This window comes from Fontibacillus forbon (assembly GCF_046559655.1).
Taxonomy (GTDB): Bacteria; Bacillota; Bacilli; order Paenibacillales; family Paenibacillaceae; genus Fontibacillus.
In genome coordinates this window covers 513,340-536,178 of record NZ_JBKGFV010000003.1, presented here as the reverse complement: position 1 = coordinate 536,178, position 22,839 = coordinate 513,340, and the positions used below count along the sequence as shown (strand labels likewise).

At 51.1% G+C, this 22,839-nt stretch carries 17 protein-coding genes; 11 read left to right on the top strand and 6 right to left on the bottom strand.

All coding sequences use genetic code 11. The features are described 5' to 3' along the window. Positions 1-70: 70 nt before the first annotated feature. Positions 71-970: a cidABC operon transcriptional activator CidR gene (gene cidR, locus ACLB09_RS14480; RefSeq protein WP_410770536.1), complete on the bottom strand. Its 900-nt coding sequence runs from the start codon at positions 968-970 to the stop codon at positions 71-73. Between the two features lie 144 nt (positions 971-1,114). Here cidR and ACLB09_RS14475 point away from each other — a divergent pair, with 144 nt between their 5' ends. Together ACLB09_RS14475 and ACLB09_RS14470 are read left to right on the top strand one after the other, a co-directional pair. Next, on the top strand, positions 1,115-1,495 hold the full coding sequence (locus ACLB09_RS14475) for a CidA/LrgA family protein (protein ID WP_410770535.1): 381 nt from the start codon (positions 1,115-1,117) through the stop codon (positions 1,493-1,495). Beyond that, on the top strand, positions 1,492-2,175 hold the full coding sequence (locus ACLB09_RS14470) for a CidB/LrgB family autolysis modulator (protein WP_410770534.1): 684 nt from the start codon (positions 1,492-1,494) through the stop codon (positions 2,173-2,175). Before ACLB09_RS14475 ends, ACLB09_RS14470 begins: the two co-directional genes overlap by 4 nt. A gap of 612 nt (positions 2,176-2,787) precedes the next feature. Here ACLB09_RS14470 and ACLB09_RS14465 read toward each other — a convergent pair. Continuing rightward, on the bottom strand, positions 2,788-3,198 hold the full coding sequence (locus ACLB09_RS14465; protein WP_410770533.1) for an exosporium protein C: 411 nt from the start codon (positions 3,196-3,198) through the stop codon (positions 2,788-2,790). Positions 3,199-3,699: 501 nt separating this feature from the next. Between ACLB09_RS14465 and ACLB09_RS14460 the strand changes: the two genes are divergently transcribed. The 5 genes from ACLB09_RS14460 to ACLB09_RS14440 all read left to right on the top strand — a co-directional run bounded on the left by ACLB09_RS14460 (position 3,700) and on the right by ACLB09_RS14440 (position 10,013). Next, positions 3,700-4,659 carry a carbohydrate ABC transporter permease gene (locus tag ACLB09_RS14460; RefSeq protein WP_410770532.1) on the top strand — a complete coding sequence of 320 codons (960 nt, stop codon included), beginning with the start codon at positions 3,700-3,702 and terminating at the stop codon, positions 4,657-4,659. Next, positions 4,656-5,483, top strand: a complete 828-nt coding sequence (locus ACLB09_RS14455) for a carbohydrate ABC transporter permease (protein ID WP_410770531.1) — start codon at positions 4,656-4,658, stop codon at positions 5,481-5,483. Before ACLB09_RS14460 ends, ACLB09_RS14455 begins: the two co-directional genes overlap by 4 nt. A gap of 83 nt (positions 5,484-5,566) precedes the next feature. Continuing rightward, entirely contained in the window at positions 5,567-6,976 is a 1,410-nt protein-coding gene (locus ACLB09_RS14450; protein WP_410770530.1) for an ABC transporter substrate-binding protein, read from the top strand. Between the two features lie 208 nt (positions 6,977-7,184). Then, entirely contained in the window at positions 7,185-8,570 is a 1,386-nt protein-coding gene (locus ACLB09_RS14445) for an MBOAT family O-acyltransferase (RefSeq protein ID WP_410770529.1), read from the top strand. A 30-nt stretch (positions 8,571-8,600) separates the two neighbouring features. Further along, positions 8,601-10,013: a copper amine oxidase N-terminal domain-containing protein gene (locus ACLB09_RS14440; protein WP_410770528.1), complete on the top strand. Its 1,413-nt coding sequence runs from the start codon at positions 8,601-8,603 to the stop codon at positions 10,011-10,013. A 144-nt stretch (positions 10,014-10,157) separates the two neighbouring features. On the opposite strand, the gene ACLB09_RS14435 is transcribed toward ACLB09_RS14440, so the two are convergent. After that, a complete protein-coding gene (locus ACLB09_RS14435) occupies positions 10,158-11,135 on the bottom strand; it encodes a Gfo/Idh/MocA family protein (protein WP_410770527.1) in 978 nt (325 codons plus the stop codon). A gap of 185 nt (positions 11,136-11,320) precedes the next feature. Here ACLB09_RS14435 and ACLB09_RS14430 point away from each other — a divergent pair, with 185 nt between their 5' ends. From ACLB09_RS14430 to gdhA, 3 genes are all read left to right on the top strand, one after another. Continuing rightward, entirely contained in the window at positions 11,321-11,965 is a 645-nt protein-coding gene (locus tag ACLB09_RS14430; protein WP_410770526.1) for a nitroreductase family protein, read from the top strand. Between the two features lie 150 nt (positions 11,966-12,115). Beyond that, complete coding sequence (locus ACLB09_RS14425) at positions 12,116-13,030, top strand: GNAT family N-acetyltransferase (RefSeq protein ID WP_410770525.1); 915 nt, start codon at positions 12,116-12,118, stop codon at positions 13,028-13,030. 262 nt (positions 13,031-13,292) lie between these two features. Continuing rightward, complete coding sequence (gene gdhA, locus ACLB09_RS14420) at positions 13,293-14,672, top strand: NADP-specific glutamate dehydrogenase (protein ID WP_410770524.1); 1,380 nt, start codon at positions 13,293-13,295, stop codon at positions 14,670-14,672. A 504-nt stretch (positions 14,673-15,176) separates the two neighbouring features. Here gdhA and ACLB09_RS14415 read toward each other — a convergent pair. The 3 genes from ACLB09_RS14415 to ACLB09_RS14405 form a co-directional block, all read right to left on the bottom strand. Beyond that, on the bottom strand, positions 15,177-16,355 hold the full coding sequence (locus tag ACLB09_RS14415; protein ID WP_410770523.1) for an NAD(P)/FAD-dependent oxidoreductase: 1,179 nt from the start codon (positions 16,353-16,355) through the stop codon (positions 15,177-15,179). Positions 16,356-16,415: 60 nt separating this feature from the next. After that, positions 16,416-16,859, bottom strand: coding sequence for a DUF1641 domain-containing protein (locus ACLB09_RS14410; RefSeq protein WP_410770522.1), 444 nt, complete (start codon positions 16,857-16,859; stop codon positions 16,416-16,418). Between the two features lie 273 nt (positions 16,860-17,132). Next, the gene (locus tag ACLB09_RS14405) at positions 17,133-18,041 is read right to left on the bottom strand and encodes a LysR family transcriptional regulator (RefSeq protein WP_410770521.1); all 909 of its coding nucleotides are present in this window, start codon (positions 18,039-18,041) and stop codon (positions 17,133-17,135) included. 702 nt (positions 18,042-18,743) lie between these two features. Between ACLB09_RS14405 and ACLB09_RS14400 the strand changes: the two genes are divergently transcribed. After that, the gene (locus ACLB09_RS14400) at positions 18,744-22,073 is read left to right on the top strand and encodes a X2-like carbohydrate binding domain-containing protein (protein ID WP_410770781.1); all 3,330 of its coding nucleotides are present in this window, start codon (positions 18,744-18,746) and stop codon (positions 22,071-22,073) included. Positions 22,074-22,839: the final 766 nt, after the last annotated feature.

Sequence of the window (22,839 nt, the reverse complement as noted above, 5' to 3'; positions counted from 1 at the left end):
GCCTAGGTAGCTTTTCATGGTTATATTCTCCAATTCGTGAACTTTTTATGGCTTTTGTGCTTTTAAGCAATTAAGCGTTATCCGGGGTAGCGGTCAACACCTCTTGCGCGAACCTGATCCATTCCCGGGTAGCGAACGACAAATACCGGTCCTCCCGCCAAATAATCCCCAGCTTCCATGGGATGACCGGGTTCACGAGCGACAGGATTCGGACCCGCTCCTTATCGATTTCGCGGCAAATCGTCTCGGGCAGCAAGGTAATCCCCAGGCCGACAGCCACCATTTCGCTGATGAGATCCCACTGCGAGCTCTCGTATATGACATGCGGCTGAAAGCCCGCTATAGCGCATTCGGCAATAATCCGGTCATGCAGCGTAAAATCTTGCCGGAACAAGACAAACCCGTCACTCGCGAGCTCCGCCAAATCCACTTGGTTCCGCTCCGCCAGGGGGTGCGAAGGATGCACCACCAGATTCAGCTTTTCCTCGACAAACGGAAAACTGCGCAGTCCCTCCTGAACCGTCGGCAAAACCGCGACGCCAACCTCCAGCAATCCGTCCGCTACGTCGGACTCCACTTTTTTTGCCCCGTCTTCGAACAATTGAATGGTAATCTCAGGATAGCGCTGATGAAATTGACCGATGACCCGGGGAAAGAAGCTCGACCCTACCATAGGCGGAAGTCCGATCCGGATGTGGCCTTTTTTCAAATTGCGCAAGTCGTCCAGTTCCGCCGTCAGATTATGAAAAGAGGTTACGATCTGCTGCGCTTGCGAAACGATCAGTTGGCCCGCATCGGTCAGTTCCACCTTTTTGCCAACCCTGTCGAATAGTACAACGCCCAGCTCCTCTTCCATGCCTTTAATCGTTTTACTGATCGTCGGCTGCGTAATAAAGAGCGCATCGGCTGCTTTGGTAAAGCTTTTCAGGCGGGCTACCTCAATTAAATACTGCATTTGCCGGATATCCATCCTTAGCATGTCCCTTCTTTCATCGCTTTTTGTCATAGACAAATGGAATGATTCTCATTCAGTATATTCATTTTACCCATGAAAACAATTGATGTAATATTTCATTATTAACATTCACTATACAGAAACGAAGGTGCCCACACCATGGGAAACATCAAAACGATCGGTAAAATTGTTCTTCAAGTCGCCATTCTGGTTTTATTCTCTCTCGTAATGAACTATCTGGCGCAATGGCTTCATCTGCCGATACCTGGATCCATCCTGGGCATTATCGTCCTGTTCGCCTTATTGAAAATGAACATCATAAAACTGACCTGGATTGAACAGGGAGCGAACTGGCTGCTTGCGGAGCTGCTGTTGTTCTTCATCCCGGCCGCCGTCGGCGTGATGAAATACATCCCGCTTCTGGAGCATGACGGCGTACAGATTTTGATCGTTGTCGTATCCAGCACCGTGATCGTCATGGCCAGTTCGGGCCTGATCGCCTCGCATATCGCCAAAAGAAAGGAGCAGAAGCTGTCATGATACAGGGCCTGATTTGTCTGATTGTCACTCTTGTCGTATACGGACTATCCAAACAATTGTACCGCGTCCGGCCTCGGGTCTACTTGTCGCCGCTGCTGCTTACACCGCTTGTGCTGATCGTCGGATTAATCTGGATCGAGGTTCCTTACGAAACTTACCATTCCGGGGGAAAATGGCTCAGCGCCATGCTGCAGCCGGCTACCATCGCCTTTGCGGTTCCCCTTTACAAATACTACAATGTGTTAAAAAAACATGCGGTTGAAATTCTTGTCAGCGTGCTGACCGGCTCCGTCGTGGCGATGTTCTCCTCCGCCATCCTAGCGGAATGGATGCATCTTGATATGAAGCTGGTTAGCAGCTTGATTCCCCGGTCGGTAACGACTCCGATCGCGATGAGCGTATCGCAAGTGATCGGCGGCGTGCCGAATATAACGGCCGTGTTCGTAATATTAACCGGTCTGCTGGGCGCCATGCTCGGGCCTTGGATTATGAAGTTGTTCCGCATTGAGGGCGAAGTTGCCCGCGGCGTCCTGTTTGGCACAAGCGCCCATGGAACCGGCACCTCCAAAGCTTTCGAACTAAGCTCCCTGACCGGTACCATCTCGAGCATCTCGATGATTTTGGCTGCTTTGTTTACTCTGGGCGTTGCGCCTATGATCATCAATTTGCTGATTCATTAGTCTAGGCACCTTGCTAACGTTTCCTCCTAATTTTTAGTATAAAGATTTCTCTCATGGACCCTGCCTATGGCGGGGTCAATTTTTTGCCATGAAACTTATGGGATTCACTAGAATAGCGTCCTTTTAGGATGCTATTCCGCGCTTTTAGGCACTTTGCCAAGAATTAGCGTACTCCTGGGCTCTTATTTCGGATAGAAATGACCTTTCGAAGCTCCTTTGCCTGTTTTGTATTAAAATAGCGGCCCAAAAGGACGCTATTCTCTATTGCCTCGCCCATTTGATGGATTAAGGTCCAAAAAGGACGTTATTCGTGTTCCAGCATAGCAACAGCATGGGTTTCTTCGCTGTTGCCTTTACGCGCGTTGCACAGCGTCAGGGAACAAACATGGATGACCGCAACCGTGCAGAACATGAAGTAGATGGCGATCCGCCCAGATCGTTTGGAGAGTCGAAGGCAACCGTCTCGTTGTTCTAATTCCAAAATACCTAAAACAAGAGAAACCCTGTTCCAAAAAAGGATAGGGTTTCTCTTAAAATCTGATCTGGCTACCCACTGCAGGGTGGCTTTTTTAAATATTCCATGAGATTTGGTTGCTGCGTCAATGGTTAGAATTAAGCTGTAGCCAGTGCGGTGAATACGATCGGTCCGATGACTCTGGCTTGTGTTCCTGCTTCAAGATTCTCTACAGAGAGAACATAGTCATGGACGCCAGGGGCAACATTGATGTCTGCAGCGATCAAAGAGGTAAGGCTAACATTTTCGAAGTCCGCTTCTACGCCCTGGACTGCATAATAGATTTCCGTGCCGTCCCGAAACACGCGGAACAAGACTCTCGGAATGCCTGTGATACCTTGGAGTCCGACCGTTGCATCCAATTGGACCCGGTTGACCGGATATTGTGCGGGAATAGTAACCCGCACCAGTGCGATTCCTTGCCCGGCCGGCGTTTGCGGTACATTGATCGCGGCACCGTTCGCAATCGGGGTAGGGACATTAATGACATGTTCTATAAGGACTGCCATTATTCAATCAACTCCTTTCTGGGAATAGTACATTCTATGAAGGACTGATAGATTATGCATGGACTAGTAGACTGAGATTATTGCTTATTTTCTATTAATTGCTTGGTGTTGACGATCAAATCGGCAGATTTTACGGTACAGCTTGCCTAAACGCATAGAACGATTTGTGAGTTTCTGCAAAAATGCATCATTTTCAGTAGAGCAAGCGCATATTGGAGCGAATTACGGTAAAAATGCAGGAGAAATCCTCCTAAGTCTCATTCCGGTCAGATATTAGCCCGATAAGCTGCATTTTTACAGGAATTTGCCTATTGAATCGGAGATTCACTTCCTAATCCTGCACATTTACAGCAAATTCCGGAATTTTAACGATAACTTTACCCCGCGTTGACTCCGGGATAATTCCTCTTTTCTAAACTGGTAGAGATGTTGTTGCACTGCAAATGCTCTTTTTCCATGGAACCGTCTCTATGCATTCCTATCCAAAGGAGGAGATTTACCGTGAACACGACAGTCAGAAACGCACCGTCTCCTGCCGTAACCCAGGCACCCGGTTACAGCACGGTTAGCAGCAGGCGATGGAAGCTATCCCGTCTCAAAGAACCCGCGCTAGCCTATCTCTTCCTGGCCCCCTCCATCGTTCTTTTCGGCATGTTCCTGCTTTATCCGCTGATCCGCTCCATTTACCTCAGCCTCTTTCTGACCGATCCGCGGGGACAAATCGCCGCTTATGTCGGGCTTGATAATTTCAGGCAGCTTCTGACTTCTTCGCAGTTTTGGAGCAGCTTGGCCGTTACGGGTAAGTTCGCGCTCCTGACGATCCCCGGCGGACTGATCCTCGGCCTGATCATGGCTGCGCTCGCCCATTCCCGCCTGAAGGGAATGAGAATCTTTCAGTTTATTTTCTCATTACCGCTCGCGCTCTCCGTGAGCACCTCCGCCGTCATCTGGATGATGCTCTTTCACCCTACGCTCGGCATGTTCAACTATTTCCTTGATCTGGCCGGCCTGCCGGCGGTTCAATGGCTTACCGATCCGAAATGGGCTTTGCTGTCCATCTCCATCATGACGGTCTGGATGAACTCGGGCTTTAACTTCATCGTGCTGCTCAGCGGCCTGCAGGGGATCTCCGAAGACATATACGATAGCGCCAGAATCGACGGCGCCGGTCATATCCGCACGTTCGTGAGCATCCTTCTGCCGCTCCTGTCCCCGGTCGTGTTTTTTCTGACCGTCGTGTCGCTCATAAGCTCTTTCCAGGCGTTTGGACAGATGCATATTTTAACAAAGGGCGGTCCCGCAGGTTCCACGGAAGTGCTCGTTTATTCCATATATAAAGAAGCCTTCGTCAACTACCAGTTCGGTACGGGCAGCGCCATGGCCCTCGTTCTCTTTGTGCTGATCCTGATTCTGACGCTGATTCAGTTCACTTTTGTGGAAAAGAAGGTGCATTATCAATGACGCTCTCCCATCCGCTGCGAAAAGGTGCGGTGTACCTTATCCTGTGCCTTCTGTCCTTGTTCGTGCTGTACCCGCTCCTGTATACGTTTCTGTCCGTCTTCATGACGCCGGAAGAAACCACCCAATTTCCGCCCAGGCTGCTACCCTCCAGCCTCTATCTCGGAAGCCTTGAATCGGTCATCGACCTCATCCCGGTCGGCCGCTTTATCCTGAACAGCTTCCTTGTCTCCGGTCTGGTGATGTTGGGACAGCTCGCTACCGCCAGCCTGGCGGCGTACGCTTTCGCGTTCATTTCCTTTCGCGGAAAGGCGGTGTGGTTCGCGCTCTTCTTGTCGACCATGATGATCCCCTGGGAAGTGACGATGATCCCGAACTTCCTGCTGATCAAATCGTGGAACTGGCTGGATACTTATCCGGGTCTGGTCTTTCCCTTTCTTGCCTCGGCCTTCGGGGTGTTCCTGCTACGGCAGTTCTTCCTGCAGTTGCCCAAAGAACTGTTCGAAGCGGCACGGATCGACGGGTGCGGGCATCTGCGCTATTTCGCGCACATCGTCCTGCCGCTTTCCCGGCCCGGTCTGGCAACTTTGGCCGTTTATGTCTTCCTGAACGCCTGGAATATGTATCTCTGGCCTTTGCTTATCACCAACACCGCCGAGATGCGCACCGTCCAGATCGGCGTCAGCATGCTGCAATTCGAAGAATTCACCGCCTGGAACATCGTCTTGTCCGGAGTGGCGCTGGTGTTACTGCCCTCCCTGCTGCTGATCGTCATCGGCCTGAAGCAGCTTGTCCGCGGGCTGACCGCCGGGGCGGTCAAGGGATAATCACGGCCGAGCCGGAAGATCCCCGTCCTCCGGGACGGTTTTAAATAAAAATTCACGCTATTCAAGGGAGAGAATAAAACGGAATGAGACCATTCAAGCTGAAAAGTTCATTTTTACTGGTTACCGTACTACTGCTGTCCATGCTGGTGTCGGCCTGCGGCGGAGGGGCGAATACAAATACCGCCGCAAATGCGGAGGCAGCCGGCAACAATAAGCAAGCGTCCGCCGGAAACGATTCGGGCCAAGCTAAAGAGGATACCGCCGGGAAAACCAAGGTAGTTTGGTGGCATTCCATGGGCGGAGAACTGGGCAAAGCGGCCGATCAACTGGTGACCGACTTCAATGCCTCGCAGGATACCGTGGAGGTCGAAGCCATCTACCAGGGCACCTATGATGAGAGCTTGAATAAAATGAAAGCTTCGATGGATTCGAAAACCGGCCCTTCCCTGATTCAGGTGTATGAAATCGGCTCCCGCTTCATGATCGACTCCGGGGCCATCACGCCGGTCCAGAATTTCATCGACGAGGAAGGCTATGACGTCAGCCAGCTGGAAGAGAACATTGCGGGCTACTATACCTTTGACGGCAAGCAATATTCGATGCCGTTCAACACCTCCAATCCGATCCTTTATTACAACAAGGACCTGTTTAAAGCCGCCGGACTGAATCCGGACAAGGCTCCGGCTACTTATGAGGAAGTAGCGCAGGCCGCCGGAAGCCTGGCTAAGCAAGGCGCTCCCGTTTCCTTCGCCATCTACGGCTGGTTCATGGAGCAGTTTTTCGCCAACCAGGGAGCGGAATACGTAAACAACGGCAACGGCCGGACCGCCCCGACGGAAGCTTCGCTCGTGAACGCCGATGCCGGCGTCCAAACGCTGGACTGGTGGAAAGGCTTGATCGACAGCAAGGCAGCCATCAACCTGGGACGGAAAACCGATGATACCAAAAAGGCGTTTCTTGCAGGGCAAATCAGCATGACGCTGGATTCCACGGCGAGCCTGCGCGGAATCGTGGACGGCGTAGGGGATAAATTCGAAGTAGGCACCGCCTTCCTGCCGAGACCCGAAGGCGCGGATAACGGCGGCGTAGTCGTCGGCGGGGCCAGCCTCTGGATCCTGAACAACAAGCCTGAAGCTGAGCAAAAGGCCGCTTGGGAATTCATTAAATTCCTTGCCGAACCGCAAACCCAAGCAAAGTGGCATATTGCCACCGGCTATTTTCCGATCACCAAAAAAGCATATGATGAACAGATTGTGAAAGATAATCTCGCCAAATATCCGCAGTTCCAAACGGCCATCGATCAGCTGCATGCCAGCAAGCCCAGCCAAGCCACGCAAGGCGCCGTGATGGGCGTGTTCCCGGAAGCCCGGCAAATCGTCGAAGGCGCGATCGAAGAAGCGCTCGGCGGGTCCAAGACGACGAAACAAGCGCTTGACGATGCAGCCGAAGCGATCACCGGCAAGATAGGAAACTATAATAAAACCGTCAAGTAACAGTAACTTCCCGGCGCCAAACAACGTTAATATTTTATCGACATGCATTTAAGTACAAAGAGGCTGACTTCCGTCCGGAAGAACAGCCTCTTTTTCGAGTCTCCCGCAGAGAGCCGATCCGTATTTTTGCATTGTCGATTATTGCCAACTAGGTTATGATCATATTATTTGAATATTTCATATTTTAGCAAAGAGGTGTACAAGGGACTTGCTGTTTAACTCTTACGAATTCATTTTTGCTTTCTGGCCCGTCACATTTGTCGTCTATTTTTTGCTGAACCGCTTTTGCCCGCCCGTCATCGGCAAACTGTGGCTGGCTGTTGCCTCCCTGTTCTTCTATTCCTGGTGGAGCATTAAGTCGCTTCCGTTAATTCTAGCTTCTATCGCCTTTAACTATATTATGGGCTGGGCTATAAGCCACTCCGCTAAATCGCAATCGGTCCGCAAGCTGCTGCTTACCCTGGCGATAACCGGAGACGTCCTGCTGTTAGGCTACTATAAGTACGCCGATTTCCTGATCTCGAACGTGAATTCGCTATTTTCGGCACAGCTTCAATTGCTGCAATTGGCACTTCCGCTAGGGATCAGCTTCTTTACCTTTACGCAAATCGCCTATCTGGTCGATGCTTACCGGGGTAAAGCGAAAGAGTACAGCATCGTAAACTACGTACTCTTCGTTACCTTCTATCCCCACCTGATCGCCGGCCCGATTCTCCATCATAAAGAGATGATGCCGCAATTTGACCGGGCCCGCAGCAAAAAGATCATTCCCGGCAATGTCGCGAGAGGCCTGTTCGTATTCTGTATCGGGCTGTTCAAAAAAGTCGTCATCGCCGACACGCTGGCACCGATCGCTACACAGGGATTTGACGTGTCCACGCACTTAAGCCTGATCGAAGGATGGACAACTTCGCTGGCTTATACCTTACAGCTTTATTTTGATTTCAGCGGGTATTCGGACATGGCGATCGGGATCGCCCTGCTCTTCAATATCAAGCTGCCGATCAACTTCAACTCTCCTTACAAAGCCGTCAGCATCCAGGATTTCTGGCGCCGCTGGCATATGACGCTGAGCCGGTTCTTGAAAGATTATATCTATATCCCGCTGGGCGGAAACCGCAAAGGCCATTACCGCACTTATTTCAACCTGGTCGCGACCTTCGTCATCGGCGGAATTTGGCATGGCGCGGGCTGGACCTTTATCGTCTGGGGCCTGCTGCACGGGGTTGCCCAGGTCATTGAGCGATTGTGGAAAAAAACCGGGATTACGCTCCCTCGTTGGGTCGCCTGGTTCATCACGTTCATGTTCATCAATTTCAGCTGGGTGTTTTTCCGGGCCAAAACCTGGGATGATGCCATCAAAGTGTTCCGCGGCATGTTCAACTTCAGTGATATCGGCGTGTCGATGAGTCTGCTCGGACAAGTCCTGATGATTGCGGTTGCCCTGGTTGTTGCCGTGTTTGCGCTCAACTCGATGGATATGAAAAAGAGATTCCGTCCTAACTTGAAATATGCCGCGTTTATCGCGTTCTTGTTCGTGTTCTCTGTACTGTATTTCAACCAAGTCAGCGAGTTCCTTTACTTCACCTTCTAACTCATATATCTGTGAAAGGGAGATCACTTCTTGAAAAATATTCGCTTTGTCATCTCGTTCCTCGTGTTTGTTGTGCTGTTCGGTGCCATCGTTGGAACGTTCGTGTATGCCGTCGACCCTCTTCAGCAGTACCGGAAGGCGTCTTATCAGCCTCTGTTCTCGGGGCAGCAGCGCTACCAGAACCCCGGTCTGGCTAAAAACTACAAGTATGACATGGTCATCATCGGCAGTTCCATGACAGAGAACTTCGTCCCTTCCGAGGTCGGCGAAAGCCTCGGCGGCAACGTATTGAAGCTGTCGACGGAAGGATCGACCGCGAAGGAGCAGCGGATGATCGCCAACGTCGCTATCGGCACCGGTCAGGTCAAGAAAATTCTCTGGGGACTTGATTATTTCTCCCTTCGCGAAAATTCCGTGCGGGATGAGCAGTCCTTTCCGTTTTACTTGTACGACGAGAACAAGCTCAACGACTATAAATACATTTTTAACGTTTCGAACGTAAAGCAGGCTTTCGGGGCCTTGTTCCTGCCCAAGGACAAATATCCACAGTACCGCAATCTTGAAAAGCTTAACAACTGGGATGCTTACGCGGTGTACGGGGCCGACCGGGTGCTGACCAAATGGAAGGAAGCCTGGCTCTCGGAACAGACCACATCGGAGAACGAACCTTCGCTGGACGTGGTCAAGCAACGCTTCCAGGACAATATTCTCAGTCTGGTCAAAGCTCATCCGGAAATCGAATTCGTCATCTACTATCCGCCGTATTCCGTGATCCGGCAGCAAGTCTGGTATAGCCTCAACCCGGAGCGGTTCAATAACCAGCTCGCCATGAAAAAATATATGTACGAGCAATTTAGCGCTTATGACAACGTGACCATCCATGACTTCCAGAACGACAGTTCCATTACCTACGATCTTGGCGTCTACAAAGACTTGTCGCACCACTCGGCAGGAATCAACCAGCTGATCGTTCAAGAGATTGCTGCCGGTACGCATCTGGTGACCGGGGATAATGTGGATCTGAACAACAGCCAGCTTAAACAGCAGGTGCAAAGCCTGGTCATCAACGAGAACGGACCGGTGTTTTCGCTCACCCTGACCGTTGAAGGGCAACCCGCATCGTTCAGTCAAATTCCTACGACGTCCAAAGACCAGGTGCGCGTTCCGCTTAAGGATTTTGCGCTGGGCACCGGAGCGGAGTTCGTTTATGATGCGGCTTCCAAGAAAGCAACCCTGACCCGCGGCGACAAGACACTCGTGCTCGGGGCCAATGATCCGATCGCCACCCTGAACGGCGAGGCCGTCAACCTGGAAGCTCCAGTGGTTATCGTTAAGGATCGTTTGGTCGGTCCGCTGATTCAGATCACCGAACTTTTGGGCGGGGACGTGGCGATAACGGAAGCCAAGGACACTCATTTCGTGAATTACGATCTGACATTTTAGGTTTAACATAGAAAAGGACCTCGCTTTTGGCGAGGTCCTTTTTTGTATACCGCAGCGTCGTTTGGCCTGCTCAACGATCACGGTCTGCTGAGACCAACCTAGTTCTGCAGAAGTCCAAAATTGGGCAACCGGATATCTTGAATCTCAATTTTCGATCTTAACCGGATTGCCGGAAGAAGCCGATTCAAAGGCCGCCCAGGTTACCCGCTGCGTCTTCACGGCATCGGCGTAATCGGAAAGAATGCCCGACGCATCCCCGGTCCGGAGCGCATGGATGAAAGCTTCATTTTCTTTTACGTAGGGATTGTCATGGATGGCATAAGAGCTCTTCTCTCCGGCTCTCGCTACCTCAAGACGGTCCGGATTCCAGTCCAGAACCCCCTCGTCGGTATATAGGCTAAGGCCGGATTTGCCTACCCCGCCCGGCAATATGCAAGTGTTGGAGATATTTGCGATCGCCCCGCTCTGCATTTTCAGAGTTACGGTGCCCACATCCGCCACGTTGACATTCTCGAACTGGTTATGGACGACGCGGTTAGCGTAAGTGGCGTATACTTCCTGGACTTCACCGGCCGTATACCGCAGCAAATCGACAATATGGGTCGTCTGCTCGATGAACTGGCCGCCGGATCCCTCCTGCCTTCTCCACCAGGAAACCTGCGGCATGTCGCCCATCCAGGAGCCGACGGCCATCCCGAGCGTTGCTCCTTCCAGCTTCTCTTTCAGCTTTTGAATCGTCGCCTTGTATCGGAAATGGTACCCGACGGCATGAATCAACGGCTTCTTCTCCAGCCGGCTTAAAATCCCGAGCGGAACGTCCAGTTCCGCGCCAAGCGGTTTTTCCACCAAAAAGGGAATGCCCCTGTCGATCAATTCGGCTTCGATGTCCCCGTGGGCCATCGGCGGAACGCAAATATAAACCGCATCCAGCTTCCCGCTGTCCAACATCTCCGTCAGAGTCGCGAAGCCGCGGGCTCCGGGATAACGCGCCGCCAGCGATTCCGCTTTAGGCAAGCTTGTCCCGCTGACCGCGGTAACGCGGACTCCATCCATGCCGGCCAAAATATCGCCGTGCACTTTACTGAACCATCCCGTACCTATAATTCCGATATTCAGATCCATGTTGTCTGCCTCCTGAAAACGTATTGTATTGTGTCTTTAGCGTAGCCGTTATTTAACCGAATCTCAAGGGAAGAAGAAATTTTATCTTAACTGTTGTTGTAAAAATTACAGTTCGATAATATACTGTGGTTACATGGATACATTACTAAAATCAAAGATTAATATTTAAGGAGGATATGGGATACATGGGTGTGAATGAAACCGTGAACTTGAATGAGTTCTATACTGTGCTTCAAGAGAGACACTCGGTTCGCGTATACGATCCGTCTGTCAAAATTTCCAGGGAAGAATTGAAGGAAATGCTGGAACTGGCGACTTCCGCTCCGTCCTCTTCCAATTTGCAACCCTGGCGGTTCCTCGTTATCGATGATGAAAACCTGAAGGAGCAATTGCTGCCGATCGCCAACAACCAGCAACAAGTCGTGGATGCCTCTGCCGTCATCGCCGTTCTCGGCGATCTGAGATCGTTCGAGCAAGCCGATAACATTTATGCGAAGGCTGTTGAGAAAGGCGCGATGGATGAAGCCACAAAAACGGTTTTCGTCGAGCGGCTGACCAAAGGTTACGGCAGTTTAGGACCGGAGCGGTTGCACCAAGTCAATCTCTTGGATGCGGGTCTCGTGTCGATGCAACTGATGCTGATCGCCAAAGCGAAAGGCTACGATACCGTGCCGATGGGCGGTTTTAACGCCGAAAAATTCGCGGAAGCCTATGCCCTGCCGGAAACGTTGAAGCCTATTTTGCTCATCGCCGTGGGGAAAGCCGCCAGGGCTGCACACGGCACGGCCCGCCTGCCTATTGATCAAATTACCCACTGGAACACGATATAACCAAGTTTGCGCTACCTGAATTACAAGGAGAGATCGGCCCTAAGGCCGGTCTCTTTTTCTATTTTAATCGAAAATGCAAAAAGCTGTGGCAGAAAATGGAACCCTGTGGAATAATGAAATCAAATTTATGGGAAAATAGAGGGTGTTCATATGCAAAACGTTACGCTTGAACCGGCCGACTTGGCCTTTGCCGAAGAAATTACGGAGCTTGTGGTGGCCTGCGATATCGACGAATACGGACAGCCGGACTTCGTGCTTGAAGACTTGCTGGACATTTGCGGCGGTATCCCGCTGGCCACCAATTCTTGGATGATTCGGATGAACGGCGAGGTGGCGGCTTTCGCTTTTCTTGAAGAAAATGGAGAAGGTCGATTGTCTTCCTACGGCTATGTCCATCCGAAATGGAAAAACCGGGGGCTTGGTTCTCTTCTCCTTGAAGGCATAGAAAGCAGGGCCCGCGAGTATGCACTGGGCTCGCCCGAAACCGCCTGGAGCCTTTCCAACGTCATCCCTGCGCTCAGCGAGCCGGCTCGGCAACTGCTGGAACATCAGGGCTACATATTCCAACGGAAATATAGCCGGATGAGTATGGAGATGCAGACTCCACCTGCCTTATCCTCTCCGCCTAACGGCATTTCCATTGATCTTTACAATCCCGTGGCCGATGAGGATCAGCTTTGGTCCGCTTACCGCGAAACGTTCAAGGATACGAGAACCTATTACGAAGTGGACAAATCCGACTGGCTGAAGGAAAAAAGCGGTACTCATTACGACCGGAGCTTTTGGTTCACGGCCCATGCCGGTGATCAATTAGCCGGATTCGTCATCAGCAAAAATTTCGGGGATCATATCTATGTCGATCTCCTCGGCGTGCGGCGGCACTGGCGCAAACAAGGGATCGCCCGCGCACTGCTGGGACGCGTATTTCAAGCCGCATATGCCCGCGGGATCAGGCAAGTCTTGCTCAGCGTCGATGACGCTAGCCTGACTGGCGCGAACAGACTGTACGAATCCATTGGAATGAAGGCATTGTTCCAAATGACTTTTTACGAGAAAAAACTATAGCTTGAAATAACCGGAATCATTTTTCTGAAATCTTATTAGCCAAGCGGATCAAGCCTTGAGCCGCCTGGCTTTTTTGCATATCAAGCGTGGGTGAACGTCCCGAATAACCTTACACGAACTGTAAAGTTCATCTCAAATGGTCATCAACTTCATCTAAATAAAGTTTTGTTTATATCTTACATGGATATTACAATTAGAGTTATAAAAATCGTGAAAAATGGAACAAACCATATTGTGTAAAAAAAGAAAGGTGGAGAAGAGATTGGCTATCACAACACAAACCAGCCCAGAGCTTCAGGCAGCCCAAGCATACGTAAACGAGGTTTATGAAACCGTCAAAAAACGCAACCCCGGAGAAAGCGAATTCCATCAGGCGGTAAAAGAAATTCTCGATTCCCTGGTACCCGTATTCGCCAAAAATCCGAAATACAAAAACAACGCGATTCTGGAAAGAATCGTTGAGCCCGAAAGACTGATTACTTTCCGCGTGCCTTGGGTCGATGACCAAGGAAACGTTCAAGTTAACCGCGGCTTCCGCGTTCAGTTCAACAGCGCGATCGGACCTTACAAAGGCGGACTTCGCTTCCACCCGTCCGTTAATGCCAGCATCATCAAATTCTTAGGCTTTGAACAAATTTTCAAAAACTCCCTCACCGGCCAGCCGATTGGCGGCGGTAAAGGCGGTTCCGACTTCGATCCGAAGGGCAAATCCGATAACGAAGTCATGAAATTCACGCAAAGCTTTATGACTGAATTGTCCAAATACATCGGCCCGGACACCGACGTACCCGCCGGCGACATTGGCGTAGGCGCGAGAGAAATCGGTTATATGTTCGGCCAATACAAACGTCTTCGCGGCGGAAATGAAGCCGGCGTCCTGACTGGCAAAGGACTTACCTACGGAGGAAGCTTGACGCGTACGGAAGCTACCGGATACGGTCTGGTATACTTCACGGACGAAATGCTGAAAACCAAAGGCGAAAGCTTTGCGGGCAAAACGGTCGTCGTTTCCGGTTCCGGTAACGTATCGATCTATGCGATTGAAAAAGCCCAACAACTCGGCGCCAAAGTAGTTGCTTGCAGCGATTCCAACGGTTATGTCTACGATAAGAACGGCATCGACCTGGAGACTGTAAAACGTCTGAAAGAAGTGGAAAGAAAACGGATCAAGGAATATGTGAGCACGCATCCGTCCGCTGAATATCATGAAGGCTGCGAGAACATCTGGAACATTCCTTGCGACATCGCATTGCCTTGCGCGACGCAAAACGAAATCAACGAAGATGCTGCCAAAACGCTCGTGGCGAACGGCGTGAAATTCGTGGCCGAAGGTGCCAACATGCCTTCCACTTTGGAAGCTATTGAAGTATACCTGAGCAATGACGTGTACTTCGGACCTGCCAAAGCAGCTAATGCCGGCGGTGTTGCCGTATCCGCTCTGGAAATGGCACAAAACAGCGCAAGACTGGCCTGGACGTTCGAAGAAGTTGACGCCAAGCTGCAAAATATCATGAAAAACATCTACAGAAACAGCGTGAATGCTGCCGAACAGTACGGCCATGCAGGCAATCTTGTGGTCGGCTCCAACATCGCCGGCTTCCTGAAAGTTGCCGACACGATGGTTGCTCACGGCGTAGTTTAAAACTAAGAGTATCTACTTGATTTGGTATGAGAGTATCCGCTGGGCCATGGCTCAGCGGATACTTTTTTTTTGTTGGGCGGCGGCGAACGTTGAAACAGAACTGGACAGTAAAGGTAGGACTGGGCACAGCGGGGATAAGCTGGACACAGCAGGGCTGGGCTAATCATTCATGAATCCTGCAAAAGTGCAGTAATTTTGGTTTTGCCAAGCTTTGTCGGGGTGTATTCCTGCAAAAATACATCAATTTTACTCATCCTCGGCGATTTCATTCGAACAAGTTGCATATTACTGCACTATTGCATCAATTCCGCTTATATAGCGTTATTTGTGTTCAAATTCCTGCAGTATTGCAGGAAATCGCGAGGAGTGGCAAACGAAAGCCGCAAAAGCCGCGAGATCAATTGAAAACCAAAAAGAGCCTTCCCCCAGACCGCTTTTCCGATCCGGGGTGAAGGCTCTTTATTCCAGGCAGTGATTATGCCATTTTGAAAACTTGCCGCTTAATTAATAAGCCAATGCATCCAATGCCTTGATGTGGGACAAGTAACGGATGTTACTTGCTTCCTTCATCATCGTGGCCGGCAAGCCGCGCAGTTGGGTGTTGCTTGCGCCAATGGTAGCTACCGCATCTTTGCGGCCAAGGCTCGCCAGGGTGCCGGAGTTGACCGGGTTAAATCCTTCGAGATGCTTGCCGGTTAAGGAAGCATACAGGTTGTAACCGATCAATTCGCCCATCTGCCAAGCGATTTGGGCGGTTGGCGGGTATGGACGTCCGTCCGCGCCGAAATAAACCGCGCTGTCGCCGGCTACGAATACATCTTTATGAGAAGTGGATTGCAAGAAATCGTTGACGGTCGCACGGCCGCGGTTGACTTCCAGGCCCGATTCGCCGACAAGCGGATGACCTTGCACGCCGCCGGTCCATACGAACGTATTGGCTACGATCTTTTGTCCGTCCTTCAGATCGATCGTGTTGCCTTCGACATTCGTGACAGGCAGTCCGGTCAGGAATTTGACGCCGCGTTTTTCCAAACTAGCCGTTGCGCGTTCAATCAGAACATCCGGCAAAACCGGCAGGATCTTCGGACCGGCTTCTACGAGCATAAGCTGGATTTCGGATTGATCTACGCCGTATTTTTTGCTCAGCTCCGGCAATTTATCTGCAATTTCTCCGACCAGTTCAACCCCGGTCAATCCGCCGCCGCCAATGAGGATAGTAGCGTCCGCTGCATTTTTCGTTTTTGCATATTCCGCGAGCTTTTCTTCAATATGGCGATGAATGCGGTTCGCGTCCTCCGCGGATTTAAGCACCATGCTGTACTGTTCAAGCCCCGGAATTCCGAAGTATGCCGTAATGCTGCCAAGGCCGACAACAAGCGCATCATAAGAAAGGAGGGTTCCGTCGGACAGTTTCACTTCCTTGCCGTCTACCGAGAATCTCTCGACTTTGGCGACGCGAAGATCGATGTCCTTTCCTTTAAACAGCTTCTCCAGCGGCAAAGCCACCGCGCGTTCGGAAATGCTGCCTGCAGCAAGACGATGCAGCTCAGTAATGATTTGGTGTGTTGGATACTGGTTGATTACGGTAACCCGCGCTTCTTCCTTGGTCATATATTTACGTACGTTCAAGGCGCTCAGTACGCCGCCGTAACCGGCACCCAGGATGACAATATGTTTAGACATAGTAATTATCCGTCCTCCGTTCTGACAAATTAAGATGTTGGTACAAAGGATATAGCAAATTTATTTTTGTCGGCTCTTCTCACCGGCAACTTGAAGGTAGGCATTAACGAAACGGAACAACTTTTGAGCTTCCGGATCTTTAAGCATTTTGAGCAAACCGAAAAGACCGATAACTTCTTGGCTCTCATCGGCGCGGTCTTTGGCTTCAATAACGGTGGCCGCTAGATTCTTCACTTTGTCTTTGACCGGTCCGGCAATTTCCGAAATCGCCCCGACTGTATCGCTCTTAAGCGTTTCATCCGAAGCTACGGTTTTAGCAAAATCATAAGATTTCGTCATCAGATTAACCAGTTCGGTTAATTTAGGCAGCTGCTGAACAAGGACCGTCAAGGATTCCTGAACCTCGGGCTTGAGCAGTTGATCAACGATATCGCGCTGAGCATTTTCGCTGGACGAGACCGTCGTTTCTGGTGCAGACTTTGTTTCTGTGATCGGTTCTGACATACCAATTCTCCTTTGCAATAAGCCATAATGCTTGAATTTTGGGGTTGATCAGGGCCCCAATTCCCCCACAACTCAACTAAGTTAGTGAAAAATTGAACAATTAAGCAGTAAACAACCCGATATTGATTGTATCATATTTTCAATAAAAATAGTCATTAAGTATTAACTTAATGACCATAATCAGTGAATTTTATCATAGTTTGCCCTGATTCACCCAAGCTATTCTACTTTCTTGACCGTTTACGGACGTTTTCCGCCCTATTTCGGCGATTCCTATTCTTTACTAGCATTTGCTAAATCCGGTGCCATCTCCTGCAAAAAATCATAAAATAACTTCTCCGTTGGAGGCAGTTCCCGGTTTGCGGGAATAATTACTCCCACATCTCTTGTAACATGCGGTTCCGTGATCGGCAGGATCACGATGGACGAAGCGATATGCTCACTAAGCGCGATTTCCGGCAATACGGTAAGTCCAAGGCCCGCGGAGACGAGTCCCTTAATCGCGTCCAAATCGTCGCCTTCGAACTTTACCTTCGGCTGGAAACCGATATTTGCGCAGGCCTTGACCACAATGTCCCTGAGCACGAAGCCTTCCGGAAACAAAACAAACAAATCCTCTTTTAACTCATTCAGCGTGACCGTGGTTTGTCCGGCCAGAGGATGTCCGGCCGGAAGCAAGGCGGCAAACTTCTCCTCAAAGAGGACGACGCCTTTGATTTGCGGTTCATTTTGCGGAACGGGCCCCATAATCGCCAAATTCATGTCGCCCTTGGCCACCCACTCTACCAGCTCCTTATAAGAGCCATGTTGCAGTTGAAAATGAACCGACGGATAGCGCCCGCGAAAAGCGGAAACCACTTTCGGAATCATTTGCGCGGCCATACTGCTGGGAAAACCGATGCGTACGGTCCCGCGTTCCGGGTCCAGATACTCGCTGATTTCCTGCTGGGCATTATCTATTACCTTCATCAGATGTTCCATGTGCTCCAGAAATAGCCGCCCTATCGGCGTCAACTTCACTTTACGGCCTTCATGGATGAACAAATCCACCCCAAGCTCCGACTCCAGCTTGAATATTTGCCGGCTCACCGCTGACTGCGAGACATGCAACGCATAGGACGCCTCGGTTACATGCTCCAGTTTCGCGACCTCGATGAAATATTGGATTTGCCTCAGTTCCACTTCGCCACCCCCGACTCCTACCGATATCTCACGTTAAATTAAAATTCAAATTCAATATGTCAAAAAAATACTTCCACATCATGTAATATTGGTTAATTATCCCCCATTATATCGGGTTACCCCCCGGAACGGAAGCCTAAAACAGTTTTCATAGCTTTTATCTTATCCCGGACCGGCCCTGCGAATTCCAATATGATTTTAAATCGAAGAATTGACGGGATTTATCATACCCTTTTTCCACAAAAAGAAAACTATTTACATTTAATAGATTATATTGACTATATTTCTAAATTAAGTTAGTCTTAAGGCGAATTAGATTGGAACATTATTACAAATTAGTATTGCTTTTCTTATCTTCTTTTTATTTGGTGCGGATGCTGTTTCATTTCATAGTGGCAGAAGAATAAATAGGCTAATTTATGAACGCGCTTTCACAAATCCTTAAAGGAGGTGATGACCGCAATTACGCTACGTTTGTTTTGATCCTGCAGGGTTCCTCGTTCTTATGATATAAGACGGTATCCGCCTCGACTTCCCCTCATCCTTATATCGCACACAGAAATATCCGCGAAACGCCGGTTTGTTTCCGGACCAAGCACCCATCGTAAATTCTTTTGACGTTCTACTGCAGAAAGGCCGTAACTACCGAGTTTTAATCCATTACTCTTACGTAGGGAGGTTTTTTGAGTGGCAAGAAAAAAGATGTTAAAAGGACTTCATTTGCTTCTTCTATCCGTTCTGATTGTTGGAACCGCGTTTACCGGGTTGCCGGGCAAGGCTGAGGCGGCGCCGCCTAGCGAGAGTTATCAATGGAACAAGGTCGTAACGGGCGGAGGAGGCGGATTCGTGCCGGGAATCATTTTTAATACGTCCGAGCCAGATCTGATCTATGCGCGTACGGATATCGGCGGAGCATACCGCTGGAATCCGGCGGATAACAGCTGGATTCAATTGCTGGATTGGGTCGGCATGGACGAGTGGGGCAAAACGGGCGTCGATGCGCTGGCCACGGATCCGGTCGATCCGGATCGGCTCTACCTTGCGGTCGGCACTTACACAAACAGTTGGGATCCGAACAATGGCAGCATTTTGAGATCCACCGACAGGGGCGAAACATGGGATGCGTCGCCTTTGCCATTCAAAGTCGGCGGCAATATGCCGGGTCGTTCTATGGGAGAGCGGCTGGCGATTGATCCGAATAAGAACAGCATTTTGTATTTCGGAGCCCGAAGCGGCAACGGACTGTGGAGAAGCACCGATTACGGGGCGACCTGGAGCAAAGTTGCCAGCTTCCCAAATGCGGGAACCTATATCGAGAATCCGGAGTACGAATACCAAAGCGACATCGTAGGACTAGCCTGGATTACGTTTGATCCTTCAACAGGAACGCCGGGCCAGACGACGCAAACCATTTACGTCGGCGTCGCCGACAAAAATGAAAGCGTATACCGGAGTACCGACGGCGGACTCACTTGGTCGGCCATACCGGGGCAACCGACCGGTTATCTGCCGCACCATGGCGTCCTGGCTTCAAACGGCAGCCTGTACATCTCTTACAGCGATGGCGCCGGGCCGTACGACGGTACCAAGGGCGATGTCTGGAAGCTGAATACCGCGACCGACGCATGGACCCTGATCAGTCCGGTTTCTTCCAGCAGCAGCGATAATTACTACGGTTATGGCGGTCTTGCGGTGGATGCCCAGCACCCGAATACCCTCATGGTCGCCACGCTTAATTCCTGGTGGCCGGACGCGATTATTTTCCGCAGTACCGACGGCGGCTCGACTTGGACCCGAATCTGGGACTGGGACGGATACCCGGCCCGGACACTGCGGTATAACCTGGATATTTCGGCAGCACCTTGGCTGGATTTCGAAAACCAACCTTCCCCTCCCGAAATTTCGCCTAAGCTGGGCTGGATGATCGGCGACCTCGAGATCGATCCGTTTAACTCGAACCGGATGATGTATGGAACGGGGGCCACCATTTACGGAACTAATAATCTTACCGATTGGGATTTGAATAAAAAAATCAACCTGTCGGTCATGGCGAAAGGCGTTGAGGAGACTGCGGTCAATGATTTGATTAGCCCGCCGAGCGGTGCGCACCTGATCAGCGGGCTGCCGGATGCCACCGGCTTCCGTCACGACGATCTCACTCAGGCTCCGCCCAAAATGATGACCAACCCGAACAGCACGAACGATATCGACTATGCCGAACTGGACCCTAGCTTCATCGTGCGGGTAGGCAAAGCCGATAAATCGGTCAACCCTAACGCCAAGTCGATCGGCTTCTCCCGGGACGGCGGTTCAAACTGGTATGCCGGCAACGGTGAACCGTCCGCAACGACGGGCGGCGGGGAAGTGGCTTTGTCCGCCAGCGGCGACGCCCTGCTGTGGAGCACATCCGACGTAGGCGTATATTACTCCATGAACGGCGGCAATTCCTGGACCGCCAGCACCGGCGTTCCCGCCGGAGCAAAAATCGCTTCGGACCGCGTCAATTCGAGCAAGTTTTACGCCTGGTCCGCAGGTAAATTTTATATCAGCACCAACGGTGGCGTTTCATTCACCCAAACCGCTGCTACGGGGCTCCCTGTTGAAGGAGATCTTGATTTCAAAGCGATGCCGGGACATGAGGGCGATATTTGGCTGGCCGGCGGCAATAGCACCAGCGGAATATACGGCCTCTGGCATTCTACGGATTCCGGGTCTACCTTTACCCGGCTGAGCAATGTGCAAGAAGCAAACGTAATCGGCTTCGGCAAGGCCGCGCCGGGACTCAATTATATGGCGCTTTACACCAGCGCCAAAATCGACGGAGTACGCGGGATCTTCCGCTCCGACGACGCCGGGGCGAGCTGGATCCGCATCAACGATGACCAGCATCAGTATGCTTCCACCAACTCGGTCATCACCGGGGATCCAAGAATTTACGGCCGCGTCTACGTCGGCACGAACGGACTGGGCATCGTTTACGGCGACACGCTGGCGGAGCCGGTGCCAAACAGCTCCATCTCGCCAACGACGGCCGTCTTTGACAAGAAAACCGGCAGCCAGGCCGACATTCCCGTCACCCTGACGCTGAACGGCAATACGTTCTCCGCGATTCTGAACGGCGGCGTACCGCTGGCGGCAGGCACGGATTACACCGTCTCCGGTTCCACTGTCACGATCTTGAGCAGCTATCTTGCCGCTCAGCCGCTAGGCGCACTGAACCTGACCTTCCGGTTCAGCGGTGGAGCCGATGCGGTGCTCTCGGTGACGGTAAGTGACAGCACCGCCGAAGCAGGTTCGGAAATTTCGCCGGTGACGGCCGCCTTCGACAAGAAAGCCGGCAGCCAGGCCGACATTCCTGTCACCCTGACGCTGAACGGCAATACGCTTTCTGCGATCTTAAACGGCAACGTCCCGTTGACGGAAGGTACGGACTACGCCGTATCGGGCACGGATGTCACGATCCTGAGCAGCTACCTGGCTTCCCAGCCGCTCGGGGCGCTGGATCTGACCTTCCAATTCAGCTCCGGTCCGTCCCGGGCGCTGCATGTAAGTATCGTCGATTCGACTATGGCACCTGCAGGGAATCTTAAGGTGCAAATGTTCAACGGCTCGCTGCAATCCGCAACCAATACGATCAGTCCCCGCATCAAGCTGACCAATACGGGCAGCGATGACATCAACCTGAGCGACGTGAAGCTGCGTTACTATTACACGATCGACGGGGACAAGGGGCAAAGCTTCTTCTGCGACTGGTCCCAGGTCGGCAGCTCCAACGTGACCGGCACCTTCGTCAAACTGCCGACAGCCGTTACCGGCGCGGATTATTACTCCGAGTTCGGCTTCACGACCGGAGCGGGTAGCCTCGCAGCCGGACAAAGCATCGACCTCCATATCCGCATGTCCAAAACGGACTGGACCAATTACTCGCAAAGCGACGACTATTCCTTTGACTCCGTCTCCACGTCGTACCAAGACGCTCCCAGTCTGACCGGCTACATCGGCGGCACGCTGGTATGGGGAACGGAGCCGTAAACCGGCACCGGCAAACAAAAAAAACGGCTAGGCTCGGGGAGTTCTTCCCCTTGCCTAGCCGTTTTTATTTATATATTGGCGTCTTGTCGTACGCTGGCGGAAGGCTTCCCCGATTAAATAACTGTAAAACCTACAGTTAATTTGGTCGTTTTTCCTCATCCTCCTCATTTAACTGGATAACATGCAGTTAATTTAACTGATTTAGCTCGTTTGATGCTCGATGTGGCGAATTAACTGGAGGTTTTCCAGTTAATTCGCCGATTTACCGATTACAGACATAAATAACTGGAGGTTTTCCAGTTATTTATGTTAAAACAGTAACTTGGAGAAACCGTCTGCGTAACCTCAGCTTAAATCAGCGTAAAGCAGCGCAAATCGATCGGCGTGCATCGGACGTACCCCGATGCACCTAAAGGTACCTTCATATACCTCTGAAATAACTTGGGCCAACTTGCGAGTAACTTCCGACTAACTTTATACTACAGTACACTAACCGCATACTACCTACGGATTATCTTTACGCTTCCGCACGCTAGCCACACACTAACTATCTGTATACTTCCGCACTAACCGCGCACTAGCTATAAACTAGTCGTACTCCAGCCCCAACCATGCACTAGCAAAAGACTATCTCCATATTTCCGCACCAACCACGCACCAGCTATTGACTATCCATGCGCTCCGGCACCAACCGTGCACTTCAACATACTATCCGCATACTAGCTACAGACCATCCTAAACTTCCGCGCATTTGTGCACTAAATGC

Coding starts and splice junctions, on each gene's coding strand:
- ACLB09_RS14455 (WP_410770531.1), top strand. CDS start 4,656: ATGACGCTCTCCCATCCGCTGCGAAAAGGTGCGGTGTACCTTATCCTG.
- ACLB09_RS14450 (WP_410770530.1), top strand. CDS start 5,567: ATGAGACCATTCAAGCTGAAAAGTTCATTTTTACTGGTTACCGTACTA.
- ACLB09_RS14410 (WP_410770522.1), bottom strand. CDS start 16,859: ATGTCAGAACCGATCACAGAAACAAAGTCTGCACCAGAAACGACGGTC.
- ACLB09_RS14470 (WP_410770534.1), top strand. CDS start 1,492: ATGATACAGGGCCTGATTTGTCTGATTGTCACTCTTGTCGTATACGGA.
- cidR (WP_410770536.1), bottom strand. CDS start 970: ATGGATATCCGGCAAATGCAGTATTTAATTGAGGTAGCCCGCCTGAAA.
- ACLB09_RS14435 (WP_410770527.1), bottom strand. CDS start 11,135: ATGGATCTGAATATCGGAATTATAGGTACGGGATGGTTCAGTAAAGTG.
- ACLB09_RS14415 (WP_410770523.1), bottom strand. CDS start 16,355: ATGTCTAAACATATTGTCATCCTGGGTGCCGGTTACGGCGGCGTACTG.
- ACLB09_RS14400 (WP_410770781.1), top strand. CDS start 18,744: ATGTTAAAAGGACTTCATTTGCTTCTTCTATCCGTTCTGATTGTTGGA.
- ACLB09_RS14430 (WP_410770526.1), top strand. CDS start 11,321: ATGGGTGTGAATGAAACCGTGAACTTGAATGAGTTCTATACTGTGCTT.
- ACLB09_RS14465 (WP_410770533.1), bottom strand. CDS start 3,198: ATGGCAGTCCTTATAGAACATGTCATTAATGTCCCTACCCCGATTGCG.
- ACLB09_RS14425 (WP_410770525.1), top strand. CDS start 12,116: ATGCAAAACGTTACGCTTGAACCGGCCGACTTGGCCTTTGCCGAAGAA.
- ACLB09_RS14475 (WP_410770535.1), top strand. CDS start 1,115: ATGGGAAACATCAAAACGATCGGTAAAATTGTTCTTCAAGTCGCCATT.